This is a genomic window from Brevibacillus choshinensis, from assembly GCF_016811915.1.
GTDB lineage: Bacteria > Bacillota > Bacilli > Brevibacillales > Brevibacillaceae > Brevibacillus > Brevibacillus choshinensis_A.
On the sequence record NZ_CP069127.1, the window covers coordinates 1,154,822 to 1,179,809 of the forward strand.

Here is a 24,988-nt window from a genome sequence, read left to right on the forward strand (position 1 = left end):
GCTCGGTGCAGGAACCGGGTTTGCGGCTTTTTTTTGTTCGATCTTTGTACGAACAGGAATTACTATCACTGCCAGCGAAAAAATTTTGTACATTCTATTCTTACCAATACTTCTATGGGAGGGAGAGGCTCGTGTGAACCAGCGTGTGCTATGGATCCTATCGATCGCACAGTTTCTATCGATGCAAGTGTGGTTTAACTTCTCTGCCATCATGCCTGTAGTCCAGCGACAGTGGGAGCTGTCATCTACCCAGTCAGGGATCATCGTTGCGACCTTTCATCTTGGCTACGTGCTGGCTGTCATTTTTTACAGCTTTGCCAGTGATAAGTACAATCCGAAGTATTCGTTTGCTTATGGGTCGCTCGTTGCAGGGATGAGTGGCTTGTTATTTGCTAGCGTAGCGGAAGGATTCTGGTCTGCCCTGGTCCTGCGTCTCCTTTCGGGGATTGGGATTGCAGGTGTGTATGTGCCGGGAATGAAGATCGTGGCGCAATTATCTCCGCCTGCGTCCAGGGGAAAAGCGATGGGCGTATTCGTCGGTTCCCTTGTGGTTGGATCGGGGTTTTCCTTGTTTGTGTCAGGCATGCTGCTGAATGCCTGGGGGTGGCAGGGGGTCATCGTGGTCACTTCGTGCGCAGCCATTTTATCGTGTGGTCTGATTCTGATGTCGCGCATTCCCGAGGTCACGCTTTCTTCGACACCTGTCACAAAGGCGCTGCTTAAAAAAATCGTCGCAAAAAGAAATTTGTTGGTCAATTTCAGCTATGCCGGACATTGCTGGGAACTGTATGCGATGTGGGCATGGATTGGACCGTTCATGGTGTATTATTTTCAGCAAAAAGGAATATCGGATGCGCTATCCTGGGGAAATCTGACGGCTTCCATCATTGTCATGGTCGGCGGGATCGCCACCTATTACGGAGGAAAGCTGTCCGATCGTTGGGGGAACGTGCGAGCTATTCGCCTGTTCATTTGGCTCAGCATTGCGTGCTCCTTTTCCATTGGGTGGATGATTTCCTTTCCCGTATGGATCGTGGGGAGTGTCGCTCTTCTCTATGGCTTCACAATCATTGCCGATTCTCCCATCTACAACAAATCCATTGCCGATATGACCGACCCCGAGGTTCTCGGCATCGCACTGGGCGTCCAATCCGTTCTGGGATTCAGCTTTACCATTATATCTCCGGCAGTGTTCGGCATGGCTCTCGATTACGGGCACTGGGGAGGAGCGTTCACGGTTATCGCCATCGGCACGCTTGTCACACCGCTCTGTTTGCGAGCACTACGAACAGCAGCAGCTCCTGTAGAAAACAATGGATAGCTCGAGCGCAAGTCCATGGAGAGTCGTGCATTTGTAACGTTTTTGTATCCGTGAAGAGGTAGTGTTGAAGTAGTCGTGACCAACTGATTGGACTTTTTGCAAACGCTTTCGAGCAAACATCGATCACGCACATCTCAGGAGGAACCATATATGGCAAAACATGCAGCAGTCATTGGATCTGGCGTTATGGGCCATGGGATTGCCCAGGAGTATGCGCTGGCTGGATACACCGTCTCTCTCTACGACTTAAAAGAAGAATTCTTGAGCAAAGCAAAAAATAGTATCGAGAACAGCTTGTCCCTCCTCGTGAGCGAACAAGTAATCACCGAGCTAGCCAAGCAGGATGCTCTGGAGCGAATTGTTTTGACTACCGATCTGCGTGCAGCCGTCGCAGAGGCAGACGTCATTACGGAAGCGATCCCGGAAGTAATCGAAATGAAATGGGAGCTGTTTGAAAAATTGGAGCATTTGGCAAAGGAAGATGCTATTATTGCTTCCAATACCTCTACTTTTTCGGTTGCCCGATTGATTGAAAGAGCAAAAACACCGCATCGATTCATCATTACTCATTTTTTCAATCCGGCTCAGCTCGTTCCACTCGTGGAAATCGTCCGGCATGAAAGCACGTCGGACGAGGTTGTATCTACCGTCATGGATCTCATGGTCCAAATTGGCAAATCGCCCGTTCTTTTGAAAAAGGACGTACCCGGCTTTGTCGCCAACCGCCTGCAGGCTGCCCTGATGAGAGAAGCCTTTCACTTGCTGAAGGAAGGCGTGGCCGATGCACGGGAAATCGATACAGTCATGAAGGATGGGATCGGATTCCGGTGGGCTTTTGTCGGTCCGATCGAAACGGCTGACTTTGGCGGGCTGGATACGTGGAAGCGAGTGATTGAAAATCTGGCGCCTGTACTGGATGCCTCGCAGAGTGCACCGGCCCTCATCGAAGAGCTGGTGGCAAAAGGCGAGCTTGGCACCAAAACAGGTTCAGGCATTTATTCGTATGCAGATACTTCCGTAGAGGAAAAATGGAAAGAGCGCGACGAACAATTTATCCGGCTGGGCAAAATGAAGCGCGGGTAAGGGCGTTTGCGCGGCGGGGAGGGTAGCATGGACGAAAAAGACTGGCTGCTGCTGCAATCCCTCTGCAAGGAGAAAAGCTTGACGAGGGCAGCGGAGCGGATGTACATGACTCAGCCGGCCCTGACGTATCGTCTGCAGCAGTTGGAAAAACGATTTGGAGTGCCGCTTGTCGTCAAGCATGGGAAGGGCATTCGCTTTACGCCCGAGGGAGAGTACTTGGCGATCTATGCGGGAAAAATGCTCGCTGAATTGCGGGATACGCGTGATCACATCATCAACATGCAGCGGGAAGTGCAGGGGACGCTGCGCATCGGCGCTTCCATTTATTTTGGACAGTACGAGCTTCCCTTGATCATCAAAAAGTTTTTGGAGCAGTATCCGAAGGTGCAGGTTCACGTCGACACAGGCTTTAGCTCGGAAATATTCGATATGCTGCTGCAGGAAGAGATCCAGGTGGGAATCATACGCGGAGAGTTTCAGTGGCTGGACAAAAAGCATCTGATCCATGAGGAAAATATTTGCCTCGTATCGACAGAGGAGCTCAATCTGGACGAATTGCCATCGCTGCCCCGGATTAATTACCGGGCGCCCAAGCTGGCCTTGAAGCTGGGGGACCAAATGTCGTTTTCGCTTGGTCACGCGATTGATCAGTGGTGGCATGAGCGTTATACGGAGCCTCCCACGATCACGATGCAGGTGGACAGCTACGAGACATGCAAGGAGATGGCGAAGTTCGGATTGGGGTATACGATCATTCCGCGCGTATTTGTGCGCCCGAATGAAAGCTTGCATACCGTAGACCTGACGCTGAAGGATGGTCAGCCGATCAAGAGGCGGACGTGGATGCTGTACCGCGAATCCACCTTGCAATTTGCCGTCGTGGATCGCTTTGTGGAATTCATGCGGCAGTACGAGCTGCGTTGAACGAATGAAAAAATGCCCTTTTCGATAGGTGAAATAGGGCATTTTCCAGTTGCCAGAGAAAAGCTAAAGATTTTTCGCGATGTGAGGTTTACTATAGTGGCTGGTGCCGCCTCCGCCTAGCAGGACACGCCCGCCTTGGTTAAAAATGAGGAGCTTGCGGGAGCCATCGGAGAGCAAGACGATATCCTGGCCGATCCCCCATTTTCGTTGCAACCTGCCGTCATTCGGCTTATGATAGAGCACAAAGGAGTGAGTCTTATGGCAAAAAGCAATGCACGCAAGCATCGGGAAAAGCTTGAGCGCGAAGGCAAGCGCAATCCGGAATGGAACAGAAGCATCTTCGCCTTTGCGGATATGAGACAACGCCAAACGAAGACGAAACTGGAAAAACTAAATCAGCAAAAGCACAAGAGGTCGTTATCCTTTCAAAGTGATGATGGCCTCTTTTATTTTGGCTGGACACCGACTACCTATAAAAAAAATTATGGATAAGGGTTAAGTGTTTTCAATTTTACTTATAAAAAGAGCAGTCGTACAATGAGGGCAATCGAAACTGTTTCAATTTTTCGAAATGTCCATAAGACATAAAGAGGAGGCACAATCAGAAAAATGGGACTGACTTCCGAAAACAAACAACGCATTATGCAAGCCGTCGATGAGTTGGACGCCCAGCTGCGTGAGATTGCCCTCGCCATCCATGCCAACCCGGAGCTCAGCTTTTACGAGGAAAAAGCATCGCGATGGCTGACGGAACCGCTCATTGCAGCAGGCTTTGAAGTGGAACGTGGAATTGCTGGACTTGAAACCGCTTTCCGCGCGACGTGGGAAGGAAGACCAGGTGGGCCGACGATTGCTCTCTTGGCGGAGTATGACGCACTGCCCGAGATCGGCCATGCCTGCGGGCACAATCTGATCGGGACGTCTGCCGTCGGGGCGGCACTGGCGCTGAAACAAGCTATTCCTGATTTGCAGGCACGCATCGTGGTGATGGGGACTCCGGCAGAGGAGGACGGCGGCGGGAAAATCATCATGTGCGATCACGGCGTATTTGATGAAGTGGATGCAGCCATGATGTGCCATCCGCATAAAAAGACGATGGTTCTCCGCGGCGCATTGGCTTGTGTGGATGCTACCTTCAGCTTTTACGGCAAGCAGGCGCATGCGTCTTCGGCACCAGAAAAAGGAATAAGCGCCCTGGATGCGTTGGTCAACACCTTTGTTGCCATCAATTCCCTGCGGCAGTTTTGCAAGGAAGATGTGCGAATTCATGGCATTATTACAAAAGGCGGAGATGCGCCGAACATCGTGCCGGATTACTGCGAAGCCAAGTTTATCCTTCGGGCAGCGAATGTTCGCGAGCTTCGCGAGCTGACCGAAAAAGTCTACAAAACCGTCCATCACAGTGCCGAAGCGGTAGGGGCTCGCGCTCAGATCAAAGAAGGCCTCGTTTATGCTGAACGCAACAACAACCATGCGCTGGCAGGCTTATTCGCCAACAATCTGGAGGCAATGGGGATTGAGGTAAGTGATCCGCCGCAAAAAGGCGGGATCGGCTCCTCCGATATCGGGAACGTCGGACAGATTACGGCAACGATCCATCCGTATATCAAAATCACCGAAGCGGGGACGCATACGCCAGAATTTACGGTGGCTACCGCATCCGAGGACGGGCTTTGGGGCATGAACCACGCAGCCAAGGCGCTGGCCATGACTGCGTACGATCTTTGTGCAGACCCGTCTTCCTTCCAGAAAGTGCGTGAAGAGTTTGAGAACTGGAAAAAGAATCAGCAATCAGAGGAGGCATGAGCATGAGCGCACATCCTGTCATGACGGATAGCAGCAAACCGACATCCTTTTGGCGAAAATATTTCAAAATGCCTCATACCTTCGTGCTCCTGGTCATCCTGACACTGCTCGCCGCGGCACTGACTTATCTGGTGCCGTCCGGCGAATTTGAACGGGCCAAGGATCCGACCTCCGGAAAAACGCTCGTTGTGCCGAATTCCTATCACGCGGTCGAAGGCGACCCAGTCAGTCTGGTAGAAGTGCCAAAAGCCATTGTAAAAGGACTTATTGATTCCAGCGATATCGTTTTCTTCATCTTTATTATCGGCGGCGCGTTTCAGGTCATCACAGCGACAGGAACGATTGAAGCGGTGACGAGCCGTGTAGCCAAGACGTTCTCCAAGCGGGGGATCATGATCATTCCCGTGTTTTTGGGGCTGTTCTCCGTCGGTGGCTTTACGATGGGGATGTCCTCCGAGGTCATGGTGTTCGTTCCACTGGGCATTGCGATTGCCCGCTCGCTCGGCTATGACGCCTTGACGGGAACGGCGATGGTCTCGCTCGGAGCGTCCATCGGTTTTACAGCGGGGCTGATGAATCCCTTCAACGTTGGCCTGGCGCAGGTCATTGCAGAGGTGCCGATGTTTTCAGGCATGTGGCTGCGTGCCATTTTGCTGATTACGCTGCTGGTCATCACCAGCTGGTACATCATTCGCTATGCGCGCAGGGTGCAAAAGAATCCGCAGGCCAGTATCGTGCACAATTTGGAGAATGCGTCGACGGAGAAAAAGCTCGACTTAAATAGCCTTCCTAGCCTGGAGCTCAAACATATTTTGACCGTCCTCACCATCGTTGCCAGCTTTGCGCTGCTCATTTGGGGGGTATCGAAAAAAGACTGGTGGATGGAAGAGCTGTCTGCGCTGTTCCTCACGATGGGTGTGGTCTCGGGCTTTTGTGCGAGGTTTGGGCCGAGCCGCATCGCCAGTGAATTTGTAAAGGGCGCCAGCGCCATTACCTTCGGGGCGTTTATCATCGGGATCGCCCGTTCTATCCTGATCGTGCTGGATCAAGGCAATGTCATTGATACGATCGTATTCGGACTCTCCGATGCGGTGGGTCATTTGCACGGCTCCATTCAAGTGCTGGGGATGTATTTCTTCCAGACGGTCATGAACGTATTCATTACTTCCGGAACAGGTCTGGCCGCTACGACGATGCCGATCATGGTTCCGCTTGCCGACCTTTTGGGTGTGACTCGACAAACGTCCGTTCTCGCGTTTCAGATGGGTGACGGCTTCACCAACATGATCCTGCCGACTTCTTCCGCACTGATGGGCAGTCTCGCCGTATCCGGCATTACGTATCAGCAGTGGGTCAAATTCATGTGGCCGCTCATGCTGATGTGGGTCATCACGGGAGCGGTCTTCGTGCTCATCGGACATGCGATTGCTTATAGCTGACAAGAGAAAGGAGCGAGGTGACTCATGGGGAATGCAGAGGCGGCCTCTCGCAAGGTGCGGGATCGGCTGATTCAGTCCGTCGATGCGGGCAGGCTGGACGAGCATGTGCGAGCCTTGAGCAAGTGGGATCGCTTAACGGGTGAGCCGGGGGCAGAAATGGCTGTCGACTATATCATGGACCAGCTGTCGACCTATGGCATTACGGGTGAACGCCATCGGCTGGACATGTTTTGCAGCGATCCGATCTATGGAGAAGTGCAGGTCACAGCTCCCGAGACGTTCACGGTACGCGCCAAATCCCGATCCTTTTGCGGACATTTCCCTGAGGGTGTCTGCGGAGACGTGATCTATGACAGGCATAGTCAGGGGGCACTGCTATCCTCGCGGGAAGAAGAGGTATGGATCTCCTCCTTCAAAGACAAAATCGTCCTCTCCTGGAACTACTACGAGGATTATGTGCAAAAGCTGGAGCAGGCGGGGGCAAAGGGGCTCATTCACATCTGGCCTACAGCCGAAGAGTACATTCATGAAGAAACCGTCGGGCCCATCTGGGGAACACCGACACCAGAGAACGCGCCAAGCTTACCGAAAATTCCGGTAGTGGGTGTGACGAACGGCGATGGCAGGAAGCTCCTTGCGCTGGCAGAAAAAGTCGACGTGCTCACCGTCTCTGTGAAAACGGAGCTGCAAACGAGTGTAAAAACCGCGAGTCTGCCTGTTGCGGTCATTCCCGGACAGACGGAGGAATTTTTGCTGCTGTCCGGTCACTACGATTCTTGGCATCTCGGGGCGACAGACAACGCAGTCGGCAATGCGCTGTGTCTGGAGGTCGCGAGAGCATTTGCACCTCTCGCGGGGAAGCTGAAGAGGGGAATCAAAATTGCCTGGTGGCCGGGACACTCCAATGCGAGGTACGCGGGATCGGCGTGGTACTGCGATCACCAGTGGCAGGAGCTGCAGCAGCACTGCGTGGCCCACATCAACGTCGATTTTCCAGGGACACAAGGCGGGATCAACATCGTGCCGCGCTCGACGGGCATGGAGGACCCGGCATTTCTGCAGGAGATTGTGACGGAGCTGACAGGAGAGCCGCCTCGCAAATGGGCGTTCATGCCGAGAGGAGCGGATCAATCCTTCTGGGGCGTCGACATCCCGATCCATCTGGGAATCAAATATGAACCGGCAGAAGGTACGACGATTTGCGCCCCGGGGTGTGCAGGCGGATGGTGGTGGCATACCGAAGGGGACACGTATGACAAGGTCGATGTGAATCTGCTTCACCGCGATACCAAGCTTCACGTGGCGATGCTCCATGAGATTGCCGAGCGTGAGTCCTTGCCGATCCAGATCGACCGTTTTCTGCAGAAGGCTATGCTGCTGTTAGAAGAGCTCGATGATCATTCCGCAGAAGAATTTTCTTTCGGGCCGATTTACCAAGCCATCGAGCAGCTCAGGCAAAAGTGGCAGGAAAGCGCAGCGTTGCTTGCTTCTGCAAGGCCGGATGCGTACAGACGCGTGAGCAAGCGAGTGGGCGGTGGCTTGAATCGACTCATGTTCTCCTATTCCAGCCCGTACGACTACGACCATACCTTCCCGTTCAAGCCGTTCCCTGGGCTGCATTCGGTCAAAGACACATACCGGTCGAATACGGCTGCCGCGACATTCCTGTTTCGCCAGACACGATTTGTAAGGCAGCGGAATCGGTTGGTGCAAGAGCTTCACCTGCTCACTGCAATGATCGATTCTGCCAGAGAGACCTGACATTCAGGTCTCTTTTCTTTTTTGCCGACAGTTATGATAGCATCAGGAGAATAGTGAGTGCGATGAGGTGAGTGCATGGAAAACAAGCCGTTTACCGTAGAACGCCTCTTGCAGCTGCCTTTGTTTAACGGCGTGCAGGTCATGGCTGGCAAGAGCGGCGTATCCAAGGAAATCTACTATGTGGACAACATGGAAACCCCTACGTTGACAGGTTTTCTGCGACCCAATGAATTGATTCTGACGACAGGCTATTCCTTTCGGCATGAACCGGCCATGCTGTGCCGATTGCTGGATGAAATGCATCGGGTCGGGGGTGCGGCTGTCGGTATCAAAACCAAGCGATTTATCCAGGAAGTTCCGCAGGAGGCGCTGGACAAAAGCAATCAGTACGGCATCCCGCTGTTTGATATTCCCTTGGAGATTACGTTTATCGATATGACGCATACCGTGATTGATCAAATTCTCAACCGGCAAGCGTTTTTGCTGCGAGAGGTGCGAGAAGTCAATCAGCAGTTCACGAATTTGGTGCTGAACAGGCGGACGACAGAGCTGGTCGTTCTGATTGGGCATTTGCTCGGCTGCGAAGCGGCTGTGCTGAACGAGAACAAAGAGGTGGAGAGCTGCACCACGCGCTTTGGAGGGACAGACTTTGTCGATAAGCGTCCCGTGCAAGTGGGGAGCAAGGTGATGGGTTATTTGGCTATTTCCAGACAGCTCGGGGAACAGGAGCACTTTGAAGAGATGTGCCTCGACCATGCGATTACCGTCCTGGCCATCGAGTTCACCATTCGCCAGTCTCAGCAGCTGCAGCGCGAGCGGGAACAGGAGTCGTTTTTGGTGGAGCTGTTTTCCGGTTCGTCCCATCAGGAGGATTTGCTGCGGTATCGGGCCCAGCAGCTGGGAATTCCACTCGGGCGTTTTTTCTATGTCATGGTGCTCCAGATACGTTCGGCCAATGAAAAGCAGGGCAGAGATCTGTACAACCAGCTGGTGCAAAAGGTGAACAAGCCCGGCGTGTACACGCGCAAGGGAGTGATCATCAACGATTCGTTGATCGTGCTCTGCTCTACCGTACACGATTCGGCGGAAAAGCAGCGGTCTGAAGCCGAGCAGGTGATGAGCGAATTGGCGGGGGCTTGTGAGGAGCTGCCCGCGCATCCACAGCTGTTTGCTGCGATCGGTGGCATTCGTGAGCAGCTGTCTGATGTTCCATTGAGCAGACAGGAAGCGCATAAAGCGATGGCGATCTGTCTCCACACCCAGCCCAAGCAAAAAATCGTCCATTTCCACGAAGTGCTGGTAGAGGACCTGCTATTGGACGCTGCGGGGCATCCCGTGCTGAATGCCCTTACCTCGATGTTGATTGAGCCGATTGTTGTCTATGATAAAGAATATGGAACAGAACTGCTCGCGACGCTCAGTGCGTTTCTGCGGACGGGAGGAAACACCAAGCGGGTAGCGGAAGAGCTGTTTATCCACCGCAATTCCGTCCTGTATCGATTGGACCGGGTGAGCGAGATCATCCAAAACGACTTGAATGATCCAGAGGTTCGTTTCCGGCTGGATGTCGCCATGCGCGTATGGAAGACGAAGGATATTCATTCCAAGGCAGTGCTGTAAAAGCTTTGTACAATCGGATATTTGTGATGGCGCCCAAAAATGGGGGTCAACTTTTGGGTCGCTTTCCATAGGGGGAAGCGGCTTGTTTTTGCTAAAGTAAAAAAAAACAGAATAGATGTGCAATGAAACGTTGAAAGGGGAGAGGGACAGCGGCGTATGGAACATCGGTTCCCTGCAGGCAGCAAGGCTTACGAAGACCTTTTGCGCGAGTGTATCCCGTCCGCAGAAGGAAGAAACAGTATTAGAAATAACGACAATCGGGATTGTGCAATCATACAGAAATCGTAAAAGGGGGTAGGAACATGGCCAAAGATAAGTCATCCAGAGAAAAACATCCCTCTGTTTTTGAGCCGTTCTCACTGCTGTTGAACGTTGGCTTGTCCGTATTTGGTGCGATTATTGGAATGCAGCTGATCACATCGCTGGGGGTAACGCCCAGCACTTCGATCATCGGTGCGCTGGCCGCCATGCTGATCGCTCGGATTCCGATGGAGATATTCTCGAAATACCGGTCGATTCACAGGCAGAACCTCGTGCAAACGTCTATCTCGTCCGCGACATTCGGGGCGGCGAACAGCCTCCTCATTCCGATCGGGATACCGTTTGCGATGGGCAAACCGGAGCTAATCATGCCGATGCTGATCGGGGCTGGGCTTGCGATGTTTGTAGACACGGCACTTCTGTACAAGCTCTTTGATTCCAAAGTGTTCCCGGCATCTGGCACATGGGCTCCTGGTGTAGCAACAGCCGAAGCGATCATCGCCGGTGACAAAGGCGGAAAACGTGGTGCGCTTTTGGGAGCAGGTACTGTCATCGGTTTGCTTGGTTCCTATTTCGGAATTTCGATGTCGGCATTCGGGGTAGCGTTTATCGGAAACATCTGGGCGCTCGCGATGTTTGGTATCGGCCTTTTGCTCCGACAGTATTCCGTACCGCTTTTCCATGTAGATGTAAACACGATGTACATTCCGCACGGCTTCATGATTGGTGCTGGTATCGTCGCCTTGTTCCAAGTGGCGTTTATTATTTTCCGGAAAAAGAAACCGGTTACAACAGCTGCTGGCGTAGAAGAAGTGTCCTATACAGTAGGTGACAAGCAAACGTCCCGGACACTCGGAATCGGGTTTATCGCTTATCTGGTCGTGGCTTTGATCGTCGCCTTGCTGGGTGGTCTGATGACGGACATGTCGTTTGGCATGCTGATCGGGTTCTTGATCTTTGCTGCTTTTGCAGCGTATGTTCACGAATTGATTGTAGGGATCGCCGCGATGCACTCGGGTTGGTTCCCTGCGTTTGCGATTGCTTTGATCACGCTGATCATCGGGATGATGATCGGGTTCCCGCCAGTGGCGCTGGCGCTTTTGGTAGGCTTTAGCGCTGCCACAGGTCCTGCATTTGCAGATATGGGCTACGACCTGAAAACGGGCTACATTCTGCGTGGTAACGGTGCCGATCCGCAAGCCGAGCTGGAAGGCCGCAAACAGCAGTACATCGCTGGTCTGATCGCATTTGGAGTCGCATTGATTACCGTCGCGTTCTCGTACAACAGCTTTTTCTCCCAAGGGCTCATCCCGCCGGTAGATAAAGTGTATGCCAGCACGATTGAAGCAGGCACTTCTCCAGAGGTAGCGAAGCAGCTCTTGATGTGGGCGATTCCTGGCGCGATCCTGCAGTTGATCGGTGGATCCAGCCGTCAGGTGGGGGTTATGTTTGCAACCGGCCTTTTGATCCTCAATCCGAATGCAGGCTGGGCGGTACTGGGCGGTATTCTGATCCGCATGATCGTTTTGAAGCTGAAAGGCAAGGAAGCAGAAAGCACACTCAGCATTCTCGCGGCTGGTTTTATCGCAGGGGATGCCCTGTATAGCTTCTTTAGTTCTGTTGTGAAATTTGCCAAGAAATAAAAAGCATCAGGAGATGGAGGAGAAACAAAATGGCGAAAGTGACCTTGACGACTTCCATGATGGAAGCAGCTGTATACGGCGGATGCGTATTGGGCGGAGGCGGAGGCGGCTGGCTGGAGGATGGACTGGAATCAGGACGCCTCGCATTGGAAGTAGGAGCACCACAGCTGTTCACGGCAGATGAAATGATCGATGAAGATCTGCTGGCGACGGTTGCGCTGGTGGGGGCACCTGCTGCCACAGATCAATACACGAAACCGATGCATTACGTCCGCGCCCTGCAGCTGCTGGAAAAGACAATCGGCCAGCCGATCAAAGGGATCATCACCAATGAAAATGGCGCAGGTACTACGGTGAACGGCTGGTTCCAAGCAGCGGTGACGGGTCTTCCCGTGATTGACTCCCCGTGCAATGGACGCGCTCATCCGACTGGCCTCATGGGTGCGATGAATCTGCATGAGCTGGACGGCTTCATTTCTCATCAAGCAGCTGTGGGTGGTAAGGATGAGCGCTATCACGAGGTATGTGTGAGTGGCCGCTTGCAGCAGGCAGCGGGTCTGGTACGCAAGATTTCCGTAGAAGCAGGCGGGCTGGTTGTCGTTGCCCGCAATCCCGTGACAGCAGCATACGCGCGGGCAAATGGAGCGCCTGGGGCGATCCAGCAAGCGATTGAAGTAGGGGAAGCTCTGCTCGGCGCAAAAGGCGAAGCCGCAATCGATGCTGTCTGCCAGAAGCTCGGCGGACGCGTCATTACGGCAGGTGTGGTAGATGAATTCGATTTGAATACCGCTGGCGGCTTTGATGTGGGACGCGTCGTAATCAACGGGCATGAAATGACGTTCTGGAACGAGTACATGACGCTGGAAGTGAACGGAGAGCGTCTGGGTACATTCCCGGATCTGATCATGACGCTGGATGCCGAGACAGCCAAGCCGATTGTCTCCGCAGCAGTGGAGAAAGGCCAGAAGCTCGCTATTATCCACGTACCAAAAGAGAATCTGATTTTGGGTGCGACGATGCGCAACCGCGAGCTGATGGCTTCAGTGGAAGGTGCCGTCAACAAACAGATTCTTTCCTATATCTTTGCGTAAGAACAAGGAGAGCTACAACAGGAGGTAAGGTGTATGTCTTGGAAACAAACAATCACCGTCTTTGAAGCGCTGGATAGCGCATATGTCAGTGGGGAGACGATCAAAGAATTGTTTGCCCCTTATCAAGCGGTAACGGTTAGCGTCCAAACCGTGACAGGAGAAGAAGGCAGCACGGATTTCGTGAAGATCGTCATCCCGGGCAAAAACGGGAAAACCTCGGGTGGCAGCGCGCCAACCTTCGGGATTATCGGACGATTGGGCGGAATCGGGGCAAGGCCGAGCCGAATCGGGATGGTATCGGATGCGGATGGCGCGATCGCTGCGATTGCATCGGCTTTGAAGCTGGCCGATATGCAAACAAAAGGGGACATCCTCACAGGCGATGTCATCATCAGTACGCACATTTGCCCGAATGCGCCGACACAGCCGCATGAGCCGGTAGACTTCATGGGCTCGCCTGTCGACATTCTGACCATGAACAGGTATGAGGTCATTCCGGAGATGGAAGCGATCCTGTCGATCGATACGACGAAAGGAAACCGGATCGTCAACCACAAAGGCATCGCGATCTCACCGACGGTCAAGGAAGGCTACATCCTGCGCATCAGCGAGGATTTGCTCCGCATCATGGAGATGACGACGGGTCAGCTCCCGGTCACTTTCCCAATCACGATGCAGGACATCACGCCATACGGAAATGATTTGTTCCACATCAACAGTATCCTGCAGCCGGCTGTCGCTACTGATGCACCGGTAGTCGGGGTCGCCATTACGGCACAGACAGCGGTTCCAGGCTGCGGCACGGGTGCCAGCCATGAGTCCGATATCGCGCTAGCTGTCAAATTCGCGGTAGAAGTCGCGAAGGAGTTCACGAATGGCCTCGCTACTTTTTATGACAAAGCGGAATACGCCCATATTCTCAGCCGTTACGGCTCGATGAAAATGCTTCAAACGATGGGGAACGCAGCAGGCGAATAACAAGGCAGATCGATTTCATCCACGCAGCTCTTGTGGACCACCAGGCTTATAAAGGCCTGGTGGCTTTTCTTTTTTTCAGCAGCATTGGCACGAGTGTTGCAATTCTCTTTCCGCAGGATGGAAGAACCCTAGCGACCAAGGAAAGGATGAATGCCGATGTTGGATCTGCTCCATGCACTCGCTTTTATCGTGGTAACGGGACTTGCCTTGTACATGTTTGCTCATGTGGTTTACAGTCGTGTCGTCTTTATCAGGCTAGGCCGTAAATCGAATCTGAAAGAGGATACACGACAGCGGATACAAGAAGTCCTCGTGAACGTGTTTGGGCAAAAGAAGCTGTTAAAAGACAAGAAAAGCGGAATCATGCATGTCATCATGTTTTACGGATTTATCATTTTGCAGCTGGGTGCTCTCGAATTGATCATCAAAGGCTTCGTCAAAGGCTTTGCTTATCCGATTGGCGGCGCACACAAGTATTTCAGCCTGCTGCAGGAGATTACCACGGTTCTCGTTCTATTGGCCGTCATCTACGCCTTTTATCGCCGATATGTGGAGAAGCTGAAGCGGCTGAAAAGAGGGCTGAAGTCGGGGCTGGTCATCATTTTTCTGACCGTGCTGATGTCCTCGATTTTGCTTAGCCTTGCCGCCGAGCAGCGCTGGGTGGGGGATGAGGCGAGCTGGTTTGCTCCGTTCTCGTCTGTGATCGCGTACTTGTTTGCCGGGTTGAGCGAAGGAGCTGCAGGCGGATTGTTTTACCTCTTCTGGTGGGTCCATTTGCTGACACTGCTCTCGTTTCTGGTATATGTACCGCAGTCGAAGCATGCCCACCTGCTGTTTGCTCCGGCCAATGTCCTGCTGCGCGATACCAAGCCGATCGGTCAATTAACCACCATTGATTTTGAGGATGAGACGCTGGAGCAGTATGGGGCGGGGAAGATCGAGGACTTCCGCCAGAATCAGCTGATTGATTTGTACGCCTGCGTGGAATGCGGGCGTTGCACCAATATGTGTCCGGCATCAGGGACAGGCAAGACGCTATCGCCGATGGATTTGATCGTCAAAATGCGAGACCACCTCACCGAAAAGGGAGCGGCGATCACCTCGCGCACCGCATGGATGCCACGGTTTGCTTTTCAGCCGAATGCAGCAGCTGCCATGGCAGGCACGGGCATGGATGAAGTGGCGGTCACAGCAGAGCATGCATCGAGACAGCTGATCGGCGATGTGATCACGGAGGAGGAGCTGTGGGCGTGCACCACGTGCCGCAACTGCGAGGATCAGTGCCCGGTAGCGAACGAGCATGTGGAGAAGATCGTTGATATGCGCCGCTTTCTGGTACTGACAGAAGGGAACATGCCGCACGAGGCCACTCGCTATTTCCAAAACATTGAACGGCAAAGCAATCCTTGGGGGATTAATAGAAAAGAAAGAATCAAATGGCGGGAAGGACGGGAGGATCTGTACATACCGACTGTAAAGGAGACTGAGGAGTTCGAATATCTCTTCTTCGTGGGTTCCATGGGCTCCTTTGACAATCGAAGTCAGAAGATCGCGCAAGCCTTCGCCAAAATCATGAATGTGGCTGGAGTCAAATTTGCCATCCTGGGCAATGAGGAGCGTAACTCGGGAGACACGGCGAGACGCATGGGGAACGAATTTTTGTTCCAGCAGCTCTGTCAGGAGAACATCGCTGCGTTCCAGGCCTACGACGTCAAGAAAATCGTGACGATCTGCCCGCACACCTACAATACGTTTAAAAACGAGTACAGCGAGTTCGGTCTGGAAGCGGAAGTGTACCACCATACGGAGCTGATCTGGAAGCTGATACAGGAAGGGCGCATCGTCCCGACCAATGAGGTGAAAGAGGCGGTCGCCTATCACGACTCCTGCTACATCGGCCGCTACAACGACATTTACGACATCCCGCGGCAAATCCTTGGGTCCGTGCCTGGCGTAACCATCCTGGAAATGAAGCGAAATCGGCAGGACGCCATGTGCTGCGGCGCTGGCGGCGGCATGATGTGGATGGAGGAAACGCAGGGAAAACGCGTCAACGTAGAGCGAACCGAACAGGCACTCCAGCTTGTCCCCACGACAATCGGCAGCAATTGCCCTTACTGCCTGACGATGCTAGGCGACGGAATCAAAGCAAAGGAAGCTGAGGAACAAGTAAAAGCACTGGACATCGCGGAAATCGTAGAAAGATCGCTGATCGCAGGTTAACAAGCCCCTCACGGATGGGTTGGCTCGTCCGTGGGGGTTTTCATTTGTTGCCCCACCGACTCCATCTTAATTCAAAGTTGAATCAAAAATTCAAAAATGATCAAGACAAGTATTCAGAAATGTTGTACTATTTAAATAATGGCAATATAAGTGGAATTGAATAGCAAGGGAAGCTCGCACGGGATTGCTCATTCGTGTGTTTTTTTCTTGGTGGACTTTTCGTCAGCCGTCGATTTGAAAACGCTTTCGATCATGAAACTCAGGAGGGAACCAAAGTGCAGCATTGTCAAAAATGGTTGGAGTATCTGCCCTTTCCTTTGGTTATTACGAATGCGGAGGACTGTATCGAGCATTACAATTTCCTTTTTGCCAGACTTGCCGGTGGAGATACGGTTGGTGCGGATGTGAAAACCGTGTTTGATCAGTGGAAGCCAGAAGATACGTTTCTCGTTTCCGTTACCCTACATAACCATCCCTACGTTTTGCTGCACCACTCCATCCAAGTAGAGGAACAGCCATTTACCCTGTACATCGTGGCGGATAACACACAGGTCCAGCAGCTGCGCCAAGAGGTCGCCAATCTGGAAACGCAGCTGGAAGCCGTGATGGAAAGCTCCAATGATGGGATTTACATCACCGATGAGAAAGGTGTGACATTGAAGGTCAACGGCACGATCGAGAAGATGACCGGCTATCCCAAGCACTGCTTTGTTGGGCACAATGTTGCCGATCTGGTCAAGGAAGGGACGCTGAAGCGCTCTATTACCTTAAAAGTGCTGGAGGAGAGAAAGCGAGTCGACTACGTGTATCAGTTGTCGGAGAGGAAGGCGTTCGCCACGGGAATTCCGATCTTTAAGGAAAACGGAGACATTGACAAGATCATCACCAACGTAAGAGACCTGACAGAGGTCAATCATTATTACAACGAGCTGCAGCGTGCCTTTGAACTGAACAGCCAGTATCGCCGCGAGCTGGATATGCTGAAAGGAAAGCTGAAGCTGATTGATTCGGATGTCGTCATCGAAAGCAAGCAGATGATTGATATTTACGATATGGCAGAGCGGGTAGCGGATGTAGACGCTACCGTTCTGATTTTAGGCGAAACGGGTGTCGGGAAGGATGTGCTGGCGCGGCATCTCTACGCTTCCTCCAAGCGGAGCCAAAAGGGAGAGTTCATCAAGGTAAATTGCGGCGCCATCCCTTACGATTTGCTGGAATCGGAGTTGTTTGGCTACGAGGCGGGTGCTTTTACGGGGGCCAATAAAACGGGCAAGCCCGGCATGTTCGAGCTAGCGGATAATGGGATGCTTTTCTTGGATGAAGTCGGCGAACTGCCCCTCGCTCTTCAGGTGAAGCTGCTGCGCGTGCTGCAGGAAAGGGAAATTCAGCGCATCGGAGCGACAAAGTCCAAAAAAGTCGACGTGCGCTTGATTGCAGCGACGAATCGCGATTTGAAGCAGATGGTGGCAGAGGGCAAGTTTCGGGAAGACCTATATTTCCGGCTAAACGTGCTGCCTATTTCCATCCCGCCATTGCGAGAGCGAAAGGAAGATATCGTGCCGCTCGCCAATTCTGTGCTCGAAAAAATGAATCAAAAATACAGCATGGAGAAACGATTCGATGATAAGCTGGAACGCTTTTTTTACCATTATAAATGGTCGGGAAACGTCCGCGAGCTGACGAATCTGGTTGAGCGGCTGGTTCTCACCGTCCCTTCCAGCATCATCATGATCGAGGATCTACCTGTAGACTACTCCGATTGCGAATGCACAGAAAGCCATTCCATAACGAATGAACTCAACCGAGTGATGACGTTAAAAGAAGCTGCTGAGATCGCTGAGCGGGAAATCCTCGCTCTCGCCGTGCAGAAATTCCAGAGCACCTACAAGATGGCAGAGGAGCTTGGAACGAGCCAGGCGACGATCGTCCGTAAGCTGAAAAAATACAAACTGTAAACAGAATCTTTCAGGCAGCCTCCCGGGGACAGGGGCTGTCTTTTTTTGTTCCTTCCCACGGGGGAGTTCCCTCTCCCATTTGGCACGCTTTGTGCTTCGATTAACCAGCATAACCACCTATTCAAAAAGGCAGGAAAAAGGGAGGGACACACATGAACATCTTGGTGCTGCTCAAGCAAACGTTTGATACAGAAGAAAAAGTGGTGCTGCAGAATGGGAAGATCAGCGAAGATGGCGTGCAGTTTATCATCAACCCGTACGACGAGTATGCGGTGGAAGAGGCTGTAAAACTCAAAGAAGAGGCTGGCGGTGAAGTCACCGTGATCACGGTCGGTCCCAAGCGAGCGGAGGATGCGATCCGCACAGCTCTGGCGATGGGAGCTGACAGGGGAGTACGGATTGATCCGGAGGACCTCGAATGTGACGAATCGACGATTGCCCAGCTGCTCGCGGCAGCGATTCAGACACGCCCGTTTGACCTGGTGCTCGGAGGCAACATGGCGGTAGATTCAGGGGCAGGCCAAGTCGCGCTGCGCGTAGCGGAATCACTCGGCATCGCGCATGCCTCTGCTGTGACCAAGCTCGTGATCGAAGGAGATACCGCTACTGTCGAACGCGACGTGGAAGGAGATGTCGAGATTGCTGAGGTCGCCCTTCCCCTGCTGGTGACGGCGCAGCAAGGACTGAATGAACCGCGTTACCCCTCTCTGCCCGGCATTATGAAAGCAAAGAAAAAGCCATTGGAATACCTGACCGTCGATGATTTGGGACTGAACAAAGAGGAGCTGGCTGCACGGACAACGGTGATCGACCAATTTTATCCACCGCAAAAAAAGGCGGGTCGAATTCTCGCTGGCGATTTCGGGCAGCAGGTGAGCGAGCTGGTTCAGTTGCTGCGTAAAGAAGCAAAAGTCATTTAACAAAGGAGGAGTACCTATGGGAAAGAAAGTCATGGTGCTTGCGGAAGCAAAGGACGGAAAGCTGAGAAACGTCTCATTTGAGGCGTTGACGGTGGCGCACAAGCTGGCAGCAGGCGGGGAAGTAGTCGCCGCTCTTATCGGAAATGGCGGGTCAGCTCATGCGGAGGCGATCAGCAAGTACGGTCCCAGCAAGCTGTACGTGGCGGAGGATGAAGCCCTCGCTGTCTATACTCCGGATGCTTATGTGCAGACACTGCTTCAGCTGGTTCAAGACATATCTCCGGATGTCATCCTGATGGGGCATACCGCGATCAGCAAAGAGGTGGCACCTCGGGTGGCGGCTCGTTTGGGACTGGGCCTGCTCACCGATTGCACCGCGATCGAAGACAGTGAAGGGAGCGTTTCCTTTGATCGTCCTATCTACGCGGGCAAAGCATTTCAAAAGCGTGGATTCCAAGAAGGGGGCATCTTTGCAACCTTGCGTGCCAACAACTTTCAGCCGGTGGAGAACCCGGTGCAGACGCAGATCGTACCCTTCCAGCCGGAAATCAAGGACATTCGAACGATTGTCAAAGAGATTGTACGCAAAACGGCGGGTGGCGTCGATTTGAGCGAAGCGAAGATCATCATCTCCGGCGGCCGCGGTGTCAAAAGCGCAGAAGGTTTTGCGGTGCTAAAGGAGCTGGCAGACGTGCTCGGAGGCGCAGTCGGTGCATCCCGCGGTGCCTGCGATGCCGGATACTGCCACTATGCGATGCAGATCGGGCAGACGGGAAAAGTCGTGACGCCTGACCTGTACATTGCGTGCGGCATCTCCGGAGCCATTCAGCATTTGGCTGGAATGTCGAATTCCAAATGCATCGTAGCGATCAATAAAGATCCCGAGGCTCCGATCTTTCAGGTGGCTGACTACGGGATTGTCGGCGATCTCTTTGAAGTGGTGCCGCTGCTGACCTCAGAATTTCAAAATGTGCTGATGACACAGGGGTAACGTCATGAATTACGAAAAAATCGGCCCAGTGGAAATCGTCATCGGAGAGAGCCAGAGCCGTGCGCCATTCTCCACCTCCCTCTTGATTCGCGACAGGAGCACAGAGGAGAGCACCTTGATCGATTGCGGTGGCGGCCCTTCCGTTTTCGCTTATTTGCAGCAGCAGAAGATCCGGCAGATTTTTTTGACGCACTTTCATCCCGACCATACAAGTGGGGCGCCTCTGTTTGATCAGACGCAAATCCTGATAAACCCGTACGATTACGCCCGGCTCTTGCAGTTTGCGGAAATGAGACAGAGCCAAGCAACCGGCACGGACTCCCGGAAAGGAGCGGGAACAGCCCAGCTGATCTATCCCTACGAGCAGGAAATCCATATGTCAGGAACGACGGTAATCATGCTTCATGCGCCCGGACACAGTGAGGGTTTTTGCTGCCCCTACATACCCGAGCATGGCATTCTGATGATCGGCGATATTGATCTGACCAGCTTTGGACCGTGGTATTTTGGTCCTGACAGCGACATCGACCAATTTATTGCCTCTGCACGCATGACCTTGGAGGTAGACGCCAAATACTTCCTCACCTCGCATCAGAAGGGCATGGTATCGCAGGAGGAATATCCAAGCAAGCTGGAGCAGTACCTGGAGATTATCGATCGTCGCGAGGAACGTATTAAGCAAGCGATCAAAAGAGGCTGCTCGCCAGCCGAGCTGATCCTGCAGGACGTCATCTATTTTCGCAAGGACCATGGGCAAGCAGCTTTTATCGTACGAAATGAACAGATGGGAATTGCCAAGCACTTGAAGCGAATGATCCGAAGCGGAGAGCCGCTGGGGGATTACTTTCTGGAATTTGCGATGGCTCACAAGCTGAATCCGGACTTCGTGGACCAGTTTACGCGGCCCGCCTTTGTGGGAAAAGCAGGCGCGAAGAGTGAAACAAAAATGAATTAATAAGTCAAAAATAAGTTACTCGGTTGTGGCTTGCTTGAACTCATTTGGCAGATGCGGGCAAATCAAATTTGAATTGGCAGGGTATCGCACAGGCTGACAGGGTGGAAAAGCAGGAGGAATTCCATCTTGCTCTTCACTGGCACGGTTGTTGCAAAAGTAAAGAGTGTGAAGATTCAGATAGATGGAGAGGGGAGGGACGACTAATCTTTGGCGCGATTCAAATTGAAATCGAAACCACCTACATGGAAGGAGACGTGAACGTTTACGTGCTTGTCGGCGATCCGGTTACCTTGATCGATAGCGGGATACCTGGGCAAGCGTCGCTGGATCAACTGCAAGCAGGTTTAGCCAAGAACGGGCTTACGCTTTCCGACCTGCGGCAAATCATCGTGACCCATATGCATGAAGACCACTGTGGGGGCGTGGAGGACATCCAGAGGCACGTAGATATTCCGATTTACGTCCACGAGCAGGCACAAAGACAGCTTACCCTCGGAAGAACGGTTCACGAGCAGACGGAATCATTTTTTGACTCGTTCATTGCGCGGTGTGGAGCCGCAGATATTTTTCAACGAAGGCAGCCTTATCGCCCCAAAGAATGGCGAAATGTCCGGTATGTGAGGGACGGAGATACGATAGCGGCTGGTGGAGAAGAGCTGAACGTATTGTACGTGCCGGGACATAGCCAAAGCGATATTTGTTTGTGGAATGAACGGACGGGGGATGCGTTCGTCGGTGACTACCTGTTGGAACACATTTCCGCAAACGCTTTCATCGTTCCTCCTGATCAGGATCAAAAAGAGAGAGAAAAGCCGCTCATCCAGCTGCGGGAATCGTTACGGAAGACCTACGATTTGGCGTTTCGTACGATCTATCCGGGTCATGGCTCCGTCTATCACGGGCATCGCAGGGTGATTGATAAGCGTTTTGCGGAGCACAAGGAGCGCTGTGAGCGGATCTACGAGCATTTGAGAGAGAATCCGCATTCGGTTTATGAGTTAAGCCACGCACTTTTTCCTTTTTTACAAGGGAGATCGATCTTTTTAGGGCTATCGGAAATTCAGGGGCATTTGGACCTCTTGGAAGAGCAGGCAAGAGCCGCTGTTCAGATGGTAGGCAAGGTAGCCCACTATCGGGCGATTTAGAAAAGGAGGCTTGGGAATGGGGCAGTTGACAGGCAGAGTAGCGGTGGTGACGGGGGCCGGTCGTGGCATTGGAGCGGCTACGGCACAACGACTGGCGAGGGACGGCGCAAAGGTTGGTGTGATCGATCTGAAAGAGGAAGCCTGCCTGGAGACCGTACAGTCAATCCAGGAAGCGGGCGGTGAAGCGATAGCGATCGGCTGCAACGTGGCAGACTCGAAAGACGTAGAAAATGCTTTTGCCAAAGTGGCAGCCCAGTTTGGCAGACTCGATATTCTGGTAAACAATGCAGGCGTGCTGCGGGACAATCTGCTCTTCAAAATGAGCGATGACGACTGGGATACCGTCATGAATGTGCATCTGAAGGGAAGCTTTCTGTGCAGTCGTGCGGCGCAAAAGTACATGGTAGAACAGCGCTACGGAAAAATCGTCAATACGAGCAGCACTTCTGCATTGGGCAATCGCGGGCAGGCCAACTATTCCGCAGCCAAAGCGGGATTGCAGGGCTTTACGAAGACGCTGGCGATCGAGCTCGGACCGTTTAACATCAACGTCAATGCCGTTGCTCCAGGCTTTATCGCGACGGACATGACGCGTCAAACAGCTGAGCGGGTAGGGGCTGATTTTGAAGAAAACCAACGGCTAGCTTCGCAGCGGATTCCATTGCGGCGTGTAGGTCAGCCAGAGGACGTGGCGAATCTGGTGGCGTATCTGGTGAGTGACGATGCGAGCTATGTATCGGGCCAAGTCATTTATATCAACGGCGGCAGCCGCTAATCAAAAGGAGGAATGAAGGATGGATTTCACATTAACCGATGAGCAGCGCATGATACAACGCACGGTGCGGGATTTCGTACAAAAGGAAGTCATGCCCTACGAGCAGCAGGTGCTGCGCAATGAACGGGAAGGCAAGCCAGGGATCTCCCGTGAAGAAGTGAAAGCTCTGCAGCAAAAAGCGAAAGCGGCAGGCTTCTGGGGAATCAATACGCCTGAGGAATACGGTGGAGCCAATCTCGGTCCGATCATGAGTGCCTTGATCACCATGGAGCTGGGCCGAACCTTCGTCCCCTTTAATTTCGGCGGCAGTGCGGATAACATTTTGTATCACTGCAACGAGGAGCAAAAGCAAAAATACTTGATCCCATTGATCAATGGCGAGCGTCGTTCCTGCTTTGCGATCACAGAGCCAGGAGCGGGGTCGGATGCTCGCAGCATTCGCATGACGGCGGTCAAGGATGGCGACGAGTACGTGCTGAATGGGGAAAAGACGTTCATCACGAACGGAAATGAAGCGGACTTCGTGATGGTATTCGCGGTAACGGACAAGGAAAAAGGAGCAGACGGCGGAGTGACCTGCTTCCTGGTGGATCGCGACATGGGCTGGCGCTCGGAAAACATCCCGACGATGGGCGAATGGGGACCTGCCTCTCTCGTCTTTGAAAACGTTCGTGTGCCGGAAGCGAACATTCTGGGCGAACTGGGCAAAGGCTTCAACCTGAGTATGAAATGGATCGGCCAAGGGCGCTGGGCGATTCCTGCGCGTGCAGTAGGGGCAGCAGAACGTCTGCTGCAAATGGGGATTGATTATTCGAAGCAGCGCGTTACCTTTGGCAAACCGATCGCAGAACGCCAAGCGATTCAATGGATGATTGCCGATTCCGCCGTAGAGATCGAGGCTGCCAAATGGATCGTTCTGCGCGCAGCATGGATGGTGGAGAACGGCATGGATGCCCGTCACCAATCCTCCATCGCCAAGCTGTTCGGATCGGTCATGGCCAATCAGGTCGTGGACCGCGTGCTGCAAATTCACGGCGGTATGGGCTACACCAAGGAGCTGCCAATCGAGCGCTGGTATCGTGAAGCTCGCTTGTGGCGCATTTTTGAAGGAACGGATGAGATTCAAAAACGGACGATCTCCCGCAATCTGCTCAAAGGCCATGTGAAAGTGGGCGAGCTCTTGTAATAGCAAATCGACTCTATGAAAGGAGGGCTCTTCTTTGGTACTTGATCGCAGTGTGATTGGCACCACAAGTGAATCGAAAGTGATAGAGATCGAAAAAGGGGCAATCCGGACGTTTGCCAATGCGATTGGCGACCCCAATCCTCTCTATACGGATGAGGAATTTGCGAAAAAGCACGGCTTTGCCAGTTTGGTCGCACCACCTACATTCCCGACGACATTCCGTGTACCCAATCCCAACCTTCAAATCAAGGCGGCGCGTGTTCTGCATGGCGAGCAGGAGTATAGCTATGTTCGGCCGATCGTCGCAGGAGAGTCGCTGCGCTGCTCAAGCAAGGTAGTCGATGTGTACGAGCGCGCAGGGAAGCTGGGAGCGATGACCTTTCTGGTGACGGAAATCCGCGGCGAGGATTTGGATGGCAATCTGGTGTTCACGGGAAGAAGCACGATTATTTTGTAAGGCTGGTCAGGAAGGGAGGATAAGTCCATGCAGTCGATTCGTTGGGACGAAATCGAGGTAGGACAGCAGCTGGAACCATTGATTCAAACGGCTATTGATAAAGTGCAATTGGTGAAATACGCAGGAGCTTCAGGAGACTTCAATCCGATTCACACGGATGACGAGACGGCGCGCAAGGTAGGGCTTCCTGGCGTGATCGCCCACGGCATGCTGAGCATGGGCTTTCTCGCAGAGCATGCTGCCGGGATCGTTGGAACAAATGGATTTGTGAGCCGTTTGAAGGTGCGCTTTGCCGGTATGGTTTTTCCAGGCGACGTGCTGACGTGCCACGCAAAGGTGGTAGCCAAGAACGAGACAGAGCGTACCGTTGGCCTGGAGGTTCGGATTGAACGGGAAGAGGGAAAAGCTTTAACAGTCGGGGAAGCGGCACTCACGTACTATCAGACCGCTTGAC

General features: G+C 52.9%; 22 protein-coding genes. 21 read left to right on the plus strand and 1 reads right to left on the minus strand.

The genetic code is table 11. From position 1 onward, the window contains the following. The first annotated feature begins 133 nt into the window (after positions 1–133). The 3 genes from JNE38_RS06225 to JNE38_RS06235 all read left to right on the plus strand — a co-directional run bounded on the left by JNE38_RS06225 (position 134) and on the right by JNE38_RS06235 (position 3,328). Entirely contained in the window at positions 134–1,321 is a 1,188-nt protein-coding gene (locus tag JNE38_RS06225; RefSeq protein WP_238933572.1) for an MFS transporter, read from the plus strand. 150 nt (positions 1,322–1,471) lie between these two features. Further along, positions 1,472–2,404, plus strand: coding sequence for a 3-hydroxyacyl-CoA dehydrogenase family protein (locus tag JNE38_RS06230; protein WP_203355742.1), 933 nt, complete (start codon positions 1,472–1,474; stop codon positions 2,402–2,404). Positions 2,405–2,431: 27 nt separating this feature from the next. Beyond that, the gene (locus tag JNE38_RS06235) at positions 2,432–3,328 is read left to right on the plus strand and encodes a LysR family transcriptional regulator (RefSeq protein ID WP_203355743.1); all 897 of its coding nucleotides are present in this window, start codon (positions 2,432–2,434) and stop codon (positions 3,326–3,328) included. A gap of 63 nt (positions 3,329–3,391) precedes the next feature. Here JNE38_RS06235 and JNE38_RS06240 read toward each other — a convergent pair whose 3' ends face one another. After that, entirely contained in the window at positions 3,392–3,541 is a 150-nt protein-coding gene (locus JNE38_RS06240; RefSeq protein ID WP_203357825.1) for a hypothetical protein, read from the minus strand. 45 nt (positions 3,542–3,586) lie between these two features. On the opposite strand from JNE38_RS06240, the gene JNE38_RS06245 reads away from it, so the two are divergent. The 18 genes from JNE38_RS06245 (at position 3,587) to JNE38_RS06330 (ending at position 24,987) form a co-directional block, all read left to right on the plus strand. Then, entirely contained in the window at positions 3,587–3,820 is a 234-nt protein-coding gene (locus JNE38_RS06245; RefSeq protein ID WP_203355744.1) for a hypothetical protein, read from the plus strand. A gap of 117 nt (positions 3,821–3,937) precedes the next feature. Continuing rightward, complete coding sequence (locus JNE38_RS06250; RefSeq protein WP_203355745.1) at positions 3,938–5,134, plus strand: M20 family metallopeptidase; 1,197 nt, start codon at positions 3,938–3,940, stop codon at positions 5,132–5,134. Between the two features lie 2 nt (positions 5,135–5,136). Then, a complete protein-coding gene (locus tag JNE38_RS06255) occupies positions 5,137–6,573 on the plus strand; it encodes a YfcC family protein (protein ID WP_238933573.1) in 1,437 nt (478 codons plus the stop codon). Between the two features lie 24 nt (positions 6,574–6,597). Further along, entirely contained in the window at positions 6,598–8,334 is a 1,737-nt protein-coding gene (locus JNE38_RS06260) for a M28 family metallopeptidase (protein ID WP_203355746.1), read from the plus strand. Positions 8,335–8,409: 75 nt separating this feature from the next. Beyond that, on the plus strand, positions 8,410–9,954 hold the full coding sequence (locus tag JNE38_RS06265) for a PucR family transcriptional regulator (protein WP_203355747.1): 1,545 nt from the start codon (positions 8,410–8,412) through the stop codon (positions 9,952–9,954). A gap of 302 nt (positions 9,955–10,256) precedes the next feature. Further along, on the plus strand, positions 10,257–11,858 hold the full coding sequence (locus JNE38_RS06270; protein WP_203355748.1) for an OPT/YSL family transporter: 1,602 nt from the start codon (positions 10,257–10,259) through the stop codon (positions 11,856–11,858). A 29-nt stretch (positions 11,859–11,887) separates the two neighbouring features. Further along, positions 11,888–12,949 carry an S-methyl thiohydantoin desulfurase family protein gene (locus tag JNE38_RS06275; protein WP_203355749.1) on the plus strand — a complete coding sequence of 354 codons (1,062 nt, stop codon included), beginning with the start codon at positions 11,888–11,890 and terminating at the stop codon, positions 12,947–12,949. A 33-nt stretch (positions 12,950–12,982) separates the two neighbouring features. After that, positions 12,983–13,927 (plus strand): DUF1177 domain-containing protein, encoded by a 945-nt coding sequence (locus tag JNE38_RS06280; protein WP_203355750.1) that lies wholly within the window; start codon positions 12,983–12,985, stop codon positions 13,925–13,927. 156 nt (positions 13,928–14,083) lie between these two features. Continuing rightward, a complete protein-coding gene (locus JNE38_RS06285; protein ID WP_203355751.1) occupies positions 14,084–16,150 on the plus strand; it encodes a (Fe-S)-binding protein in 2,067 nt (688 codons plus the stop codon). 275 nt (positions 16,151–16,425) lie between these two features. Further along, positions 16,426–18,105: a sigma-54 interaction domain-containing protein gene (locus JNE38_RS06290; protein ID WP_203355752.1), complete on the plus strand. Its 1,680-nt coding sequence runs from the start codon at positions 16,426–16,428 to the stop codon at positions 18,103–18,105. Between the two features lie 152 nt (positions 18,106–18,257). Next, the gene (locus JNE38_RS06295; RefSeq protein WP_203355753.1) at positions 18,258–19,025 is read left to right on the plus strand and encodes an electron transfer flavoprotein subunit beta/FixA family protein; all 768 of its coding nucleotides are present in this window, start codon (positions 18,258–18,260) and stop codon (positions 19,023–19,025) included. A gap of 16 nt (positions 19,026–19,041) precedes the next feature. Then, the gene (locus JNE38_RS06300) at positions 19,042–20,016 is read left to right on the plus strand and encodes an electron transfer flavoprotein subunit alpha/FixB family protein (RefSeq protein ID WP_203355754.1); all 975 of its coding nucleotides are present in this window, start codon (positions 19,042–19,044) and stop codon (positions 20,014–20,016) included. Positions 20,017–20,020: 4 nt separating this feature from the next. After that, positions 20,021–20,971 carry an MBL fold metallo-hydrolase gene (locus JNE38_RS06305; RefSeq protein ID WP_203355755.1) on the plus strand — a complete coding sequence of 317 codons (951 nt, stop codon included), beginning with the start codon at positions 20,021–20,023 and terminating at the stop codon, positions 20,969–20,971. A gap of 254 nt (positions 20,972–21,225) precedes the next feature. Then, positions 21,226–22,116, plus strand: a complete 891-nt coding sequence (locus JNE38_RS06310; RefSeq protein WP_203355756.1) for an MBL fold metallo-hydrolase — start codon at positions 21,226–21,228, stop codon at positions 22,114–22,116. A gap of 16 nt (positions 22,117–22,132) precedes the next feature. Next, positions 22,133–22,891: a beta-ketoacyl-ACP reductase gene (locus tag JNE38_RS06315; protein ID WP_203355757.1), complete on the plus strand. Its 759-nt coding sequence runs from the start codon at positions 22,133–22,135 to the stop codon at positions 22,889–22,891. Between the two features lie 19 nt (positions 22,892–22,910). Continuing rightward, a complete protein-coding gene (locus JNE38_RS06320) occupies positions 22,911–24,077 on the plus strand; it encodes an acyl-CoA dehydrogenase family protein (RefSeq protein ID WP_203355758.1) in 1,167 nt (388 codons plus the stop codon). A 34-nt stretch (positions 24,078–24,111) separates the two neighbouring features. Next, on the plus strand, positions 24,112–24,534 hold the full coding sequence (locus JNE38_RS06325; protein WP_203355759.1) for a MaoC family dehydratase N-terminal domain-containing protein: 423 nt from the start codon (positions 24,112–24,114) through the stop codon (positions 24,532–24,534). A 27-nt stretch (positions 24,535–24,561) separates the two neighbouring features. Continuing rightward, positions 24,562–24,987: a MaoC/PaaZ C-terminal domain-containing protein gene (locus tag JNE38_RS06330; protein WP_203355760.1), complete on the plus strand. Its 426-nt coding sequence runs from the start codon at positions 24,562–24,564 to the stop codon at positions 24,985–24,987. Position 24,988: the final 1 nt, after the last annotated feature.